At 49.7% G+C, this 13,584-nt stretch carries 12 protein-coding genes and 1 pseudogene; 7 read left to right on the top strand and 6 right to left on the bottom strand.

The window, feature by feature from the left end:
* Positions 1 to 35: 35 nt before the first annotated feature.
* Positions 36 to 995 (bottom strand): annotated as a pseudogene (gene mgrA / locus ACFQNG_RS01240) (L-glyceraldehyde 3-phosphate reductase).
* Positions 996 to 1,400: 405 nt separating this feature from the next.
* On the opposite strand from mgrA, the gene ACFQNG_RS01235 reads away from it, so the two are divergent.
* Entirely contained in the window at positions 1,401 to 2,603 is a 1,203-nt protein-coding gene (locus ACFQNG_RS01235) for an aminotransferase-like domain-containing protein (protein WP_379862974.1), read from the top strand.
* A gap of 70 nt (positions 2,604 to 2,673) precedes the next feature.
* On the opposite strand, the gene ACFQNG_RS01230 is transcribed toward ACFQNG_RS01235, so the two are convergent.
* Positions 2,674 to 3,372: a response regulator transcription factor gene (locus ACFQNG_RS01230; RefSeq protein ID WP_379862973.1), complete on the bottom strand. Its 699-nt coding sequence runs from the start codon at positions 3,370 to 3,372 to the stop codon at positions 2,674 to 2,676.
* Positions 3,341 to 4,834, bottom strand: coding sequence for a sensor histidine kinase (locus ACFQNG_RS01225; RefSeq protein WP_379862972.1), 1,494 nt, complete (start codon positions 4,832 to 4,834; stop codon positions 3,341 to 3,343). The genes ACFQNG_RS01230 and ACFQNG_RS01225 overlap by 32 nt, the downstream gene beginning before the upstream one ends.
* A gap of 159 nt (positions 4,835 to 4,993) precedes the next feature.
* Here ACFQNG_RS01225 and ACFQNG_RS01220 point away from each other — a divergent pair, with 159 nt between their 5' ends.
* Positions 4,994 to 5,521: a DUF420 domain-containing protein gene (locus ACFQNG_RS01220; RefSeq protein WP_379862971.1), complete on the top strand. Its 528-nt coding sequence runs from the start codon at positions 4,994 to 4,996 to the stop codon at positions 5,519 to 5,521.
* 96 nt (positions 5,522 to 5,617) lie between these two features.
* Here ACFQNG_RS01220 and ACFQNG_RS01215 read toward each other — a convergent pair whose 3' ends face one another.
* Both ACFQNG_RS01215 and ACFQNG_RS01210 read right to left on the bottom strand, forming a co-directional pair.
* A complete protein-coding gene (locus tag ACFQNG_RS01215) occupies positions 5,618 to 6,100 on the bottom strand; it encodes a hypothetical protein (RefSeq protein WP_379862970.1) in 483 nt (160 codons plus the stop codon).
* A gap of 126 nt (positions 6,101 to 6,226) precedes the next feature.
* Complete coding sequence (locus ACFQNG_RS01210) at positions 6,227 to 7,309, bottom strand: substrate-binding domain-containing protein (RefSeq protein ID WP_379862969.1); 1,083 nt, start codon at positions 7,307 to 7,309, stop codon at positions 6,227 to 6,229.
* Between the two features lie 203 nt (positions 7,310 to 7,512).
* Here ACFQNG_RS01210 and modA point away from each other — a divergent pair, with 203 nt between their 5' ends.
* A complete protein-coding gene (gene modA / locus ACFQNG_RS01205) occupies positions 7,513 to 8,298 on the top strand; it encodes a molybdate ABC transporter substrate-binding protein (protein WP_379862968.1) in 786 nt (261 codons plus the stop codon).
* The gene (gene modB / locus ACFQNG_RS01200; protein WP_379862967.1) at positions 8,295 to 8,966 is read left to right on the top strand and encodes a molybdate ABC transporter permease subunit; all 672 of its coding nucleotides are present in this window, start codon (positions 8,295 to 8,297) and stop codon (positions 8,964 to 8,966) included. Before modA ends, modB begins: the two co-directional genes overlap by 4 nt.
* 180 nt (positions 8,967 to 9,146) lie before the next feature.
* Here the strand turns inward: modB and ACFQNG_RS01195 are convergent, their stop codons facing one another.
* Entirely contained in the window at positions 9,147 to 11,501 is a 2,355-nt protein-coding gene (locus ACFQNG_RS01195; RefSeq protein WP_379862966.1) for a PEP/pyruvate-binding domain-containing protein, read from the bottom strand.
* A 420-nt stretch (positions 11,502 to 11,921) separates the two neighbouring features.
* On the opposite strand from ACFQNG_RS01195, the gene ACFQNG_RS01190 reads away from it, so the two are divergent.
* The 3 genes from ACFQNG_RS01190 (at position 11,922) to ACFQNG_RS01180 (ending at position 13,499) form a co-directional block, all read left to right on the top strand.
* Positions 11,922 to 12,524: an ArsR/SmtB family transcription factor gene (locus ACFQNG_RS01190; protein ID WP_379862965.1), complete on the top strand. Its 603-nt coding sequence runs from the start codon at positions 11,922 to 11,924 to the stop codon at positions 12,522 to 12,524.
* Positions 12,517 to 12,771 (top strand): hypothetical protein, encoded by a 255-nt coding sequence (locus tag ACFQNG_RS01185; RefSeq protein WP_379862964.1) that lies wholly within the window; start codon positions 12,517 to 12,519, stop codon positions 12,769 to 12,771. Before ACFQNG_RS01190 ends, ACFQNG_RS01185 begins: the two co-directional genes overlap by 8 nt.
* Before the next feature lie 131 nt (positions 12,772 to 12,902).
* Positions 12,903 to 13,499, top strand: coding sequence for an ATP-dependent Clp protease proteolytic subunit (locus ACFQNG_RS01180; protein ID WP_379862963.1), 597 nt, complete (start codon positions 12,903 to 12,905; stop codon positions 13,497 to 13,499).
* The last annotated feature ends 85 nt before the right edge of the window (positions 13,500 to 13,584 follow it).

The following is a 13,584-nucleotide window of genomic DNA, read 5'->3' as shown; positions in this document are numbered from 1 at the left end:
AGAGCGAAATGGGAGAAAAGGGGTTAGCAGTTTTCCTACGCTTCTTGCAAGATCGCATCGATGGTTTGCAATTCTTCTTCCGTAAAGGTGAGGTTATTCAGCGCCGCCACATTTTCTTCAATCTGGCTCACACGGCTCGCCCCGATCAAGGCGGAAGTGACGCGCCCTTTGCGCAATACCCATGCCAAAGACATCTGCGCCAGCGTTTGTCCCCGCTCCTGGGCCACCCCGTTCAGCCGGCGCAATTTGGACACCAGCCGTTCCGAAATCTGCTCTGAGGACAAGAAAGGGGATTGGCCAGCCGCCCGTGAATCTTCGGGAACGCCCTTCAGATATTTGTTGGTCAATAATCCTTGCGCCAATGGGCAAAACGCAATCGACCCGGCGCCATGTTCGTTCAACACATCCTGCAACCCGTCTTCAATCCAGCGGTTTAACATGGAATAGATTGGTTGATGGATCAGTAACGGCGTGCCCAACTCCTTCAGGATGCGAATCGCTTCCGCCGTCTGTTCGGCATCATAATTGGAGATGCCCACATACAATGCCTTTCCTTGCCGGACAACCAAGTCCAACGCTGCCATTGTCTCTTCCAGCGGGGTGTTGGGGTCGGGACGGTGGGAATAGAAAATGTCCACATAGTCCAAGCCCATCCGCTTTAAGCTCTGATCGAGACTCGCGACGATATATTTCTTGGAACCCCACTCCCCATATGGCCCGTCCCACATCCGATAACCGGCTTTGGTGGAAATGATCATTTCATCACGTTAAGGGGCAAAATCGGTTTTCAACATCTTCCCGAACATCTCTTCCGCGGAACCCGGCGGCGGACCGTAATTGTTCGCCAAGTCGAAATGGGTGATCCCCAAATCAAAGGCCTTCCGCAGCATGGCCCGACCATTTTCAAAACGGTCCACCCCGCCAAAGTTATGCCATAGCCCAAGCGAAATCGCCGACAACAACAAGCCGGAACGTCCGCAGCGGTTGTACTTCATCAAATCATATCGGGTTTGGCTCGCTTGATAATCCAATAAACTCTCCCCTTTGCCAAATTCATGGAAACGGATACAATTCCATTTTACATTATTGTGGCAATCATTAAATATCTTAAAAAAGAAAATGCTATTTCGCGCAAAACTCCGTTCTGATTTCAAAGATGAAACACACACATGATCAAATCGGCAAATAAATCGAATAAATCATGGTTGACCATAACAGAAAAATTCATTATACTCATTACAATATTTTCTTTAGTGAGCAGAAATAATCTCTCCAACACATAATCATATCATGGAATATTTAGATTTTTGTGATGTTTGTGACTAAATCGACGATGTTTAAACAGCCAATCTCTCTTCATCTCCATTTCACTCAAATATCCGCAAACAGGGGGCATCAGCATGGAATATTCATTCGCAAGCACAAGTCAAACAGGGGGCCAAGCTTCCGCCGTCCGGGAAATTCTCAAACTCACCCAAGGTAATTCCATCATTTCTCTTGCTGGTGGGCTTCCTGCGGAAGAATTATTTCCGGTCGAAGCACTGCAACAAGCATTTGCTCGCGTGTTCGCCAGTGGGGGGAAAGCGTTGCAGTATGGGTTGACCGAAGGTTATACCCCTTTGCGGGAACAAATCGGCCACCGTTTGGCGCAAAAAGGCATGGCCGCCAACTTGGAAAACATCCTTCTCACCACCGGTTCCCAACAGGCAATTGATCTCTTGGCGCGCGTGTTCATCGACCCGGGCGATGTCATCCTGGTGGAAAACCCAACGTATCTGGCCGCATTGCAAATCTTCCAATACTACAAAGCCCAAGTCGTCGCCGTAAACAGCGATTCGCTGGGGATGGACATGGATGATCTCTTGACCAAAATCAAACGGCATCGGCCCAAGTTGGTCTATATCACCCCCACTTTTTCCAATCCCACCGGCAAAGTGTGGAGCGTCGAGCGACGCCAAGCGCTCCTCAACCTTTGCCGTAAGCATAACGTCGTCATCGTGGAAGATGACCCTTATGGTGAACTCTCCTTCCACCCTGATGAACATGTTCCCAGCATTTACTCCATGGATCAGCATCCCGATGGATCGATCGTCGTTTATACAAGCACCGTTTCCAAGACCGTCGTTCCCGCACTGAGGAGCGGTTGGGTCATCGGTGACCGGCGGATCATCAGCGCCTTGGTGCGGGCCAAACAGGCGGCTGATTTGCATTCCAGCTCACTGGACCAACAAGCGCTCTATCAGTTGTTTACCCACTTCGACATCGATGCCCACATCGAAAAAATCCGACGGGAGTACAAAGGGCGGATGCAACTTATGACCGGGCTGTTGGCGAAGCAGCAGTGGGACGACATTCATTGGAATCAACCCAAAGGCGGGATGTTTTTGTGGGTTGAGCTTCCTGTTTCCATAAATGCGGAGATGTTGTTTCAAGAAGCCGTCCGCGAGGGAGTCTCCTTCGTGCCGGGAACGGAGTTTTATGTGGGAGCTCCGCGGTTGAACACCCTGCGCCTCAACTTCTCCCATCCTTCACCGGAAGAACTCACGATCGGGATCGAACGGTTGGCCCGAGCCGTCAACAATTGTTTGCAGACGGTGAGCTAACCTCCATTCGATAACAAAAAGAAAAAACCACTTTTCATTCCGGCCTAAGTGGTTTTTTCTCGGGCTTCCTTTACATATTGAAACGGTATCCGGCTCCCCACACCGTTTCGACCACCTGTGGACGGGAGGGATTGGCCTCGATCTTTTCACGCAACTTACGGACGTGAACCGTCACCGTGGACAGATCCGCCGTCGCCTCCACTCCCCACAGTCTCTCAAACAGGTCCTCTTTGCTAAACACCTGGTTGGGATGATTGGCGAAAAAACATAAGAGTTCAAACTCCTTGGTGGTCAAAAAGGCTTCCTTTCCCCTCACATATACGCGATGCGAAGATTGATTGATGACCAAGTCGCGAACGTGTATCTCCGTCTGTTGTTCTTCCCGCTTTGACAAGAGCCGCTCGTAACGGGCGAGATGAGCCTTCACTCTGGCGACAAATTCACTGGGGCTAAATGGTTTGGTAAGGTAATCGTCCGCCCCCACACTAAACCCTTTGATCTTGTCTATATCCTCATTCTTGGCCGTCACCAGCAAAATGCACACTTCTTTCTCCGTCCGAATTCGTCGGCACACTTCAAACCCATCGATATTGGGCAACATCAGGTCAAGCACAATCAAATCATAGTCGTTGCCCAAAGCGGCCTGCAATCCCTTATATCCGGAGTGCTCCATGTCCACTTGAAAGCCATTCACCTCCAGATAATCTTTTTGCAATTGCGCAATGCTGGTATCATCTTCAATGATCAACACTTTTTTCACGTTGTTCACCTGCCACAGAAAGGGTGAAGAAAATACTGGTCCCTTGCCCTTTTTCGCTTGTCGCCCAAATCCGTCCCCCATGCCCCTCGACAATTTGCTTGGCAATGGCCAATCCCAACCCGCTCCCACCCGTTCGCGAACTGCGGGAAGGCTCGGCACGGTAAAATCGCTCAAACACGCGGGAGATGCTTGGGAAATCGATTCCCGCACCATTATCCTCTATTTGAATGGTCGCTTTGTCATCACCGCCAGAAACGATGACCGCCAGCCGTTTCTCTTCTTTGTCTCCGTATTTTACGCTGTTGTCCAACACATTCTCCAACACCCGCGCCAATTTTTCCGGATCGGCCCAGACCCAGATCGGCGTCCCGGGCCATTCATGACGCACATGGAACCCCGCTTTGGCCAAGTCCACCGTTCTCTCTTCCAGATAATCCCGCAAGTAAGCTTGCAAGTGAATCTTCTTGAACGTGAACGGGGCCTGTTTTAGATCCAATTTGGAAAACAAGGCCAGTTCGTCAATCAAATGGTCCATATATCGGGCTTTAGCGGAAATGGTCATCAGATATTGGTTGATTTTATCAGGGGTGTTGGCCACCCCGTCGCGAATCCCTTCCACATAACCGATGATGGAGGTGATGGGGGTTTTTAAATCATGGGAGATGGAAGAGATCATCTCCTTGCGGCTTTGTTCGATCTGCCCTTGTTGTTCCACCGAATCTTTCAACTTGGACCTCATCTCTTCAAAAGCGCAAGCCACTTTTCCGATTTCATCATGGGAAACGGGGCGGACATGAAAGTCCAATTCCCCTTCCTTTATCCGATTGGCCGCCTGTTCCAGCCGGAGAAGGGGCCGAATCACGCTTCGGGAGACCAGATAGTAAATATAACCATTGCTGCCGACAAACAGGATCAACAGCACAATCAAGAATAAAGGCAGGGATTTGCGGACCAATTCGGTGAATGGATTCACTTTTTTCAACAGATACAGGCTGCCCTCCGCCTGGTCGGGGCAGTCATAATCAAATTTGACAAACGAATAGTATTGCCCATTGATCTCAAGCGTGTCCCGCACCTTGAGATTGGCCGGCTCGTACGGCGGCAAAGCCTGGGCGAGTTGTTTGTCCTTCAGGGAAGGCGATTGATACAACACGCGATTCTCTTTCCGCACAACCAAACCCATCTTCAAGGAGGCCAGCCGCTTCTTCTCCAAATTCATCCAGACCTGTTGTTGCTCCAATAGAAGGGGCTGCTTCTTCGCCATATATTTCAAATCGAGGTAGAGATTTTCTTCCTGTGCGCTGAGTGGTTTTTGCGCAAAGTAATGAGTGTAAAATTGACTGGCGCTGGTGACATCCCCGGCAATCGCCACCATGCTGACCAGTACGCCAAAAACCAACAAGATCAGGGAGATAATGAATATGGCCGTAAAGGAAACCAGAAAACGAACACGAATCGATGCGATTTTCATCTCCTCCTCTCCCATCGTCTGTTTCCATTAAACCCATTTGCCCCCGAGGCGGTCAACCTCACAATTGACTATCCGCCGCGGAATCTCTAAAATAGCCAATGAGATGATCCGCATCATAGAGGAGATGTTTCCAGTTCAAATAGATTGGTGGGAAGTGAAGTGAAGCTTAAAACGGATAACTACACGCCTTGGATTGTAGGGATTACCATCCTGCTTAATTCCGTCATTGTATTGATTTTCTTTTTGCCCAAATACAAAGGCCTCTCCCATTTGGACTTAACGTTTTTGCCCGCCCTCAATGCGGTCTTTAACAGTTTCACCACCTTGTTTCTCTTAGTCGCTCTCTTCTTCATCAAACAGAAAAACATTACCATGCACCGCCGGTTTATCTTCGCGGCGTTCACCAGCACATTCCTGTTCCTGATCACCTACGTGTTTTACCACATGAATGCCGAGTCCACGCATTTTGGCGGGGAAGGGTTCATCAAGGTGATCTACTATATTGTGTTGATCAGCCATATCGTGCTTGCTGCGCCCACCGTTTTCTTGGCTTTGTACACAGCCGTCTTCGGATACAAGATGCAGGTGGAAAAACATCGCAAGATCGCCCGGTTCACCATGCCGATTTGGTTATATGTCAGCATCACGGGTGTGCTCGTCTATATCTTGATTTCTCCATATTATTGAGCGGATAACAGCTTAAAGCCCGCCATCTCTTCAACGTTAGAGATGGCGGGCTGTTTTATTGACGGAAAAAACGGCCAAAGACGGGTTGGTCGCCGTTCATTTCACCTCAAGCATGAAATAGTATGACGCCCTACCTTGCGCGGGCCATTTCATGTCAAGCGAATAGATGGTTTTTCCCTTTTCAGCCGGCACTCGGTAGGGGTCAACCTTCCCCTCTTGGGTCTCATTCATCAGGTCAAATTGAACAATACCTTCGGGGGGTTCCGCTTCAATCATGGCTCCGGCTTTAACCGATACCGACTGATCCGGATGAAGCCGAAAATACTCAATCGGGCCGATGGAATCCGCGATTACCGCCTTGCCCGAGTCCCAGAATGGAAGCAAAGAAGGTCTTTCCCTCCACGAATAAGAACCACGAACCAATCCGACCTTCTTCCCGTCCACGGTAATGGTCGGTTTCGGTGGCTCCGCCGCATCTAACCAATCGCCAAATCTGCCATTCCAATAGCCAACCCAATATGCTGAGATCACCACGATCAACAAAATGATCAATAATGAAATCTTTGCTCCCCATTTCATCCGCATCATCCTTATTCCTTTTTATCCCTATTTTACCTGTTTCAACGCCGATATGACAGAGGATTCCCGCAATTCAACCGCCGTTTGTTCATAGAAACCGAGTCCCCCTTTGGCTACCTTTCCCGTTCACATGATATACGGGCCAAACGATTGCAAATCCTTGCGGAATACACCCGAATTCAGAGTATGAAGCAGATTTTGCACCGCTTCCTCTCCAAGGTAGGAGGCGGGAATGATCAAATCACAGCACTCTTGACGCAATGGGATAAAATCAAGTCCATACAGCCGGGCCGCACTCGCCAATCCCACCCCCACATCCGCCAAGCCTTTTTGCACCGCATCCGCTACGGCCGCATGGCTGCTCACTTCCCTGTCGTATCCATTCACCAACTCCACCGGCACCCCTTCTTTGGCCAGCTCCGCATCCAACAAATGCCTCGCCCCTGCCCCCCGTTCACGGTTGACCAAGTGGATGTCCGGTCTCACCAAATCAGCCCCGCCGACAAACCGTTTGGGATTCCCTTTCCGCACCATCCATCCCTGTTCCCACAACGCAAACCGAATCGTCTTCGTGGCGAAGGGAAACTCCCCGCACAAAGCCGTTTCTTCCCCCGGTTGATAATGGATCGCGGCGATATGCGCCTGTCCCTTTTTTAACTGTGTGACTGCTTCGAGATTATTGGCGTGAAACCAAAACACGCTTTGGCTTGGATGACTCCGCTCCGCATGGCGGGACAACAAACCCAAGCCGATATCGCAACCGGCCAAAAAAAGGTGAGCGGCGAGGGCTTGCCGGTCATCCAGCAGTTCCACCTGGACGGCTTCCGCGTCCGACCGCTGGACTATGCCATTCGCCGGGGTGAGCGGCAATAGGCCCGCATCGACGCCATCTAATGGCCGCGCGATGATGCGGTTGTCAATCCGCGCCACAGCGACCCGATGTTCCCCCTGCCCCTGATCGGGGGAAGAAGCAAAATATTCCGCTTGAATCAATGAGTGGGATGGATCATCGACATAAAAGAGGTCTTCCATGCGACATGCAAACAGCTCACTTAATTTCAACGCCACCAGCACAGTGGGATTGCTGTTCCCGGCTTCAATGGAACTGATCAGCTGGCGCGTCACCCCAATGCGCTTCGCCACTTCTTCTTGTGTCATGCCCAAGGCTACCCGTTTTTCTTTCAGGCGATTTTGCAGTTGGTTGATCACGTTTTCACCATCCCCCTATTCATCCGCAGTCATCTCGCAAACAAAAATAACATGATGCAAATATATTAAACAAACCGCATTGCCTCTGTCACGGCTCTTCGTTAAAATGAGGTTGACTTATTATCCAGTGCAAAATGAACTTCTTCATCATTGTAAAACATGTTCACTCATTTAGCGATCGAATATCCGTGAGGAGGCAGCTTATGAAATCAACCCACCGTTGGATCATGATCCTCACCCTCGTCTTATCCATGTGGTCAATCACCGCTTGCGGCACTCCCAGGGGGGCTTCACCCACCGAAATCACCGTTCTTACAGCGGCCAGTTTATCGGATGTGATGAAGGAGCTTGAGCGGAAATATGAATCGGCTCATCCCCAAGTCGATCTCGTTCCCAGCTTTGCCTCATCCGGCAAGCTGAAACAGCAGATTGAACAGGGAGCCCCGGCTGACTTGTTTCTCTCTGCCAGCTCCAAGGAGATGGACGACTTGTTGCGAAAGGGCTTGATCGACTCCAAATTTCATGCAGATCTCGTGAGCAATGAACTGGTGCTGATCATACCCAAGGATTCCCCATGTCCCATCAAAGGGTGGTCCGACTTGACCTCCGCCGCCGTCAACAAACTTTCGATCGGTCAACCGGAGACCGTGCCGGCGGGTAGATACGCCAAACAAACGCTGGAACATTTGCACCTGTGGAAGCAGCTTCAGCCCAAAATGATTTTCGCCGGGGATGTGCGGCAAGTGCTGGCGCATGTGAAATCCGGCAACGCCGATGCGGGCATTGTGTATCTTACGGATGCGGCCACCACAGACGGCATCACCGTCGCGGGCGTCGCCAATCCCCAAACCCACCCACCCATCGTTTATCCGATCGGTGTCATCAAAGCGACGAAACAGCCTAAACAAACACAAGATTTTTACCACTGGTTACAAGGCCCTGAGGCCTCATTCCTCTTTTCAAAATATGGTTTTAAAAAGGCGCCATGACCACGGGGACTCAATTTCTCTCACCGATTCTGTTATCGCTTCAAGTCTCCAGTGTCGCCAGTCTCTTTGTGTTTGTCTTGGCCCTCTTTGCCGCGTGGATGATGAAACGGTGCCGGTTCGCCGGGAAGGGCCTTCTGGAAACCCTGTTCATCCTGCCCCTGGTCCTGCCGCCGACGGTCGTCGGATTTGGCCTGTTGCTCCTCTTGGGCAGACGAAGCTGGCTGGGGCGGTTCATGGAGTGGCTCTTCTCCCAACCGCTCGTCTTCACCTGGTGGGCCGCGGTCATCGCCGCCGTGGTAGTCGCCTTCCCCTTGGTTTACCAAACAATAAAAACCGGGTTTGCCTCCATTGATGCCGATTTGGAAGATGCCGCCCGTTCGATGGGGGCGAGTGAGCGGCAAGTGTTTCGTTATGTCACCTTGCCCTTGGCTCGGAAATCGCTGATCACAGGTTACCTGCTCGGCTTTGCCAGAGCGCTGGGTGAATTTGGGGCAACCATGATGGTGGCGGGCAACATTCCCGGCAAAACGCAAACCATTCCCACCGCCATCTACATCGCCGTTGAAGCGGGAGACATGGAGTTGGCCGCTTATTGGGTTCTCGCCATTGTTTTCCTCTCATTTGGCTTTGTGGCGGTGACCCTCCGTTTGAACGGGCGAAATCCATGACGACCACAACCAAGCCAGCCCGGCTCTTTTCCCATCAACACGGGAAAGGGCGGGGCTTTTTCGGTGTCCGATTGTCTGTGCCGCAATCTGCACGAGAGACAAGCATGTGAGCGGTTTTATCTGATCGAAAAAAGGAACCCCCTCTAAGAAAAAGGCGTTCCTTCAGGAAGGTAAGCGTATTTAATTCAAAATGTGGACAACTCCCTGTCCGCCGTCAACGATCACCCTGTCTCCCGTCTTTAGCCTTGTGGTGGCGTTGCCACATCCCACCACAGCGGGAATGCCCAGCTCCCTGGCCACGATGGCGGCATGGGACAGCGGCGCTCCGATGTCCGTGATGATGGCAGCGGCTTTTGGAAAAAGAGGGGTCCATCCGACATTGGTGGTTGAGGCAACCAAAATTTCACCGGGCTGAAGCTGTTCCCCTTCTTCCGGACCGACTAGGACACGCACCGTCCCTTCCACCCTGCCCGCCGCTCCGGGAAAGCCTTTGAGTGTATCCGAATCAGGAACAACAACAGGCATCGTGGCATCATAGTAATCAGCTCTTCGATTCGGATCCTCCGCCCATTTGAACGGATCGAACCGGCCTCGGATAATGGAGGGAAAGGGCGGCAACGATTTGTATTTATTGTAGGTTTCTTTTCTGGCGGGAATATGCTTCACGGCCGAATCGTCTCCAGAAAGCAAATTCAGCACTTCATCAATATAGAGGAAAAACACATCGTCCCCGATTTCCGTGAGCTCTCCCGCTCTGAGCGCAAAAGCGCGATTCAACCTGAATACCCTTGTCCACTCTGAACGGACTGCTTCTCTGAGACGGGCCGCTTCGCCTACTTTTGCAAGTTTCTTCCCAATCCGTCTTGCCTTTTCCGGATAACGCGCCTCGAATCGCTTCCAGGCTTCTTCATATTGCGCGTGATTCTTTTTTAAAAGCCCTTCCACATCCACATCTGACTTTTTAAATTCCTCGATCTGTTTCTCCAGCCAGTCCGCGTCCTCCCCAGGATGGGGGACGGACAACTCAAACTCATGCGGTCCCCGATGGCCATATCGCATCAGGTATTCCCCCCGGCTCATTTCCCCCTTGATAATCTTTGCTATGCCGACAACCGGCCCCAGGCTTTCCAAAGCGGCGTTTCCCCTGAAGTTGGACAGCAGCGTATTGGTGTCTTCCGTTCCCACCAGCTTGAAAAGCTCCTCTTTCAGTTTATAAAGAATCGTGATTTTGCGGGCACCCGCCAGCGCAACCCACAAAGCCTTGAAATTATAAGGAAGGAGTTCATTTTTCCATAACGACAGCAGTTCTTCTTTGCTGTTTACATTTCTTATGTGCGCCGTCATCTTTCTGCACCATTCCGGCGTCTCCTTCACATGTTGCGGCAATACCTTAAAAGCTTCTAGTAGCCTCTTCAAGCGATGTCTCATATGCGGCGCCATGGCCTTGATTAAACCCAAACGCGAAAAGGGGTAAATGGGAACGCTCATGTCCGTGGGGATTTGTCCAAACACTTCACTCACCGCTTTGAAACCTCGTTTGATATCCAGACCAAACGCCGGATATAAAGACAGCGCAAAGCTAAGATTTGTGTACGCTCTTCCGCAGATGTTGCCTGAAAACAAATAATATCCGGGAATGATTTTTTGTTCTTCGTCGAGCGCTCTAATCACGGACCAGCTGAGCGGAGTGAAAACGTCGGAAAACGCCTCGCCCACATTGGTATTGGTCCAAAGGAAATCCCCGGTCAAAGAATCATTCCATTCATAGGTATCCGGATTGCCCGGTTGCAAGGTTGTAATGGGCCGTGCCTGAAGGATATACAACTTCCCCTTCGCGACAGCCCATTCAATATCTTGAGGGCCGCCCAATTCCGTCTCAAGCCTATCAGCCAATCGGTACAGTTTGGATGCGTATTTCTTAAGCTCTTCCGGACCGTCATATTTTCCTTTGGGCCTCATGAAGGTAAAAGGATAGGCATTGGCCTCCCCGGACACGAGTTGCTCTCCCAATCCATGGACAAAATTGCCCGTCATGCTGGTGTTGCTGCCTGTGATGGGATCGGCGGTAAACAATACTCCCGATATCTCAGACGGCACCATCAGCTGAATCACCACCGCGATCTGGTGAGACGGTTCCATCCCTTGAACAGAGCTGTAGACTTTTACTCTCTCTGCCTGTCTTGATCTGTGAACCGTATAGATGGCTTCCAGAATCTCTTTGTCCGTTTTTGCATTCAGGACCGTTTCAAACTCCCCCGCAAAGGAGGCCTGCGCTGAGTCCTCGCTTAAAGCGGAGGATCTTACCGCAAACAGCGCCCCCTCATGGTTCTTTCTGATGGCATGCAAAGATGCTTGTGTCTCATTCCAAGCTTCAGGATTCAGCTTTTCCCCTTGAAAAGCCGACGGTAAAATGACAAACCCTTCTGGCACGGGGTACCCATCCTGAAACATTCTGGCAAGCATGCCGCCTTTTCCACCCGCAAATGCCCAAAGCTCAGGAGTTAATTCTTTAAAGCTCTTCACCGCGTTTCCCATCTGAAATGACTCCTTTCTCTCATTTAACATCGGCCACGCCTTAGGCAAATTCTCATTAAAGCAATCCTTCTATTCATTACATCATGTTGGCCCTCTCTCTCAGCAACTAGGGCGTGTCTTGGAAATCAAGTTGACCATTGGGAGAAGGCGGAAAAACCTTTTCCGAGCCGCCGACATAGTTACCAGACACGACCTAGTCGACAAACTGATTGACCATATGGTCAACATCATCGTTATAACACCATTGATCACATAGTCAATATCGTTGCATCAACAAGTTAATTGGAAGTCATCTTCGATATGGCCAAAAACAATATTTTCGAAACAGAATGACAAATTTGTTTCTGAAGTTATTGACAAAATCGCAATTACGTAATAAAGTATTTTTACGTAATACAAATATTTTGAGTTGGTGATCATTTGAAACAACAAATACAGGAAACTTATTTGGTTGAATTGCCTGAACAAGCATCTGCCCTGATGAACCCTTTACGAGCGGAAATCCTAGCTCATTTAAAAGAACCAGCCTCGGCAACAGAGGTTGCCAAGCAACTTCACGAAACACCTCAACGCATTAACTATCATTTAAAGACGTTGGAAAAAGTCGGATTGGTTCAAAGAGCGGGAACCCGACAAGTGCGTAACTTGGTAGAAGTGCTCTATCAAAGTGTGGCTCGCACCTTTTTATTGGCGGAGTCCTTATCTATCGGAGAAAAAACCATTCAAAAAATCAAAGATCAAGGATCGCTTCTTCATTTAATCCATACATCGGAACGCATCAAAAAAGACGCCTTGCTCTTAATGGAACGTTCTGATCAAGATGAAATCATCCCCAGTGCCTCTCTACAAATGAAAGTGAATTTACAAGACGAAGAACAACGTCAACAGTTTGTGCAAGATTATGTGGAGCTGGTCAAACAATTGATCGGCAAATACCAATCCAAAGCGTCAGGGACCCATCCGTATCAAGTATTGTTAGCTGTGTACCCGGACCTTGTCTCAAGGAGTGATGAAGATGGTTAAAGCGCAGGATAAAAAAACTTCGCAACAGGCGGAGGAAAAAATCGAAGCGACTGTGATTTGGGAAAGTCCTGCATCGACTGATTCGCGGGAACCAAATGTCATCCCCTTTCCAGTGCAAAAAGAAGCCACTTACCAAGAGAGAACCATCCAGCAAGAGGAATCTGTTGTCAACATACGTATCGTTTCTTCCGGATTTGGAGGCGTGAAAGGTTCCGTGTCTTTCAATACGATGCAAGCAGCCGCATAGAAGCCATTGCAAAAACACAGTCGTTACCCGCCTTCCATTTGTAAAGACGGCAAGAAACAAGCTGGTGTTTTTCTTGATGTGAACCTTTTGTATCACACAAAACCATCCCCTCCAGAAAGTGAGGAAAAGACATGCAAATCCCCTATGTTGTTGAACAAACGCGGTTGGGTGAGCGATCTTATGATATTTACTCACGGATGTTAAAAGATCGGATTATTTTTATAGGTTCTGCCATCGATGATCAAGTAGCCAATTCCGTGATTGCCCAGTTGTTGTTTCTCTCTGCTGAGGATCCGGAAAAAGACATTCATATGTACATCAATTCCCCCGGTGGATCTGTCACAGCCGGACTCGCCATCTTTGATACCATGCAGCATATCAAACCGGATGTATCCACCATCGCCATTGGATTGGCCGCATCGATGGGAGCCACTTTATTAATCGGTGGCAGCCCTGGAAAACGCATGGCTTTACCCCACACGGAGATTTTGATTCACCAACCTTGGGCGCAACAGATTCAAGGGCAAGCAACCGATATTGAAATACGGGCCAAAAACATATTACGGCTTCGCCGTGTATTAAATGGAATCTATGCGGAACGCTGTGGTAAGTCAATCGAGGAAATCGAACGGGATACAGACCGGGATAACTACATGACAGCAGAGGAAGCATTGCGGTATGGAATCATTGACAAAGTGATTCAGCCAGGCGATTTGAAACAAACCTAAGGAGAAAAAGCGGGACATGCAAATCGAGGCTAAAATGACAAGTTAACAGAAAAATAAGGCTCCTACTTTGTATGAGAATACATAG

The organism is Laceyella putida (genome assembly GCF_042665195.1).
Lineage (GTDB): Bacteria > Bacillota > Bacilli > Thermoactinomycetales > Thermoactinomycetaceae > Laceyella > Laceyella putida.
The sequence above is the reverse complement of the archived record's forward strand: the minus strand, read 5'-3'. Positions and strand labels throughout refer to the sequence as shown.

Coding starts and splice junctions, on each gene's coding strand:
- ACFQNG_RS01195 (WP_379862966.1), bottom strand. CDS start 11,501: ATGGGAAACGCGGTGAAGAGCTTTAAAGAATTAACTCCTGAGCTTTGG.
- ACFQNG_RS01185 (WP_379862964.1), top strand. CDS start 12,517: ATGGTTAAAGCGCAGGATAAAAAAACTTCGCAACAGGCGGAGGAAAAA.
- ACFQNG_RS01235 (WP_379862974.1), top strand. CDS start 1,401: ATGGAATATTCATTCGCAAGCACAAGTCAAACAGGGGGCCAAGCTTCC.
- modB (WP_379862967.1), top strand. CDS start 8,295: ATGACCACGGGGACTCAATTTCTCTCACCGATTCTGTTATCGCTTCAA.
- ACFQNG_RS01225 (WP_379862972.1), bottom strand. CDS start 4,834: ATGAAAATCGCATCGATTCGTGTTCGTTTTCTGGTTTCCTTTACGGCC.
- ACFQNG_RS01215 (WP_379862970.1), bottom strand. CDS start 6,100: ATGAAATGGGGAGCAAAGATTTCATTATTGATCATTTTGTTGATCGTG.
- modA (WP_379862968.1), top strand. CDS start 7,513: ATGAAATCAACCCACCGTTGGATCATGATCCTCACCCTCGTCTTATCC.
- ACFQNG_RS01180 (WP_379862963.1), top strand. CDS start 12,903: ATGCAAATCCCCTATGTTGTTGAACAAACGCGGTTGGGTGAGCGATCT.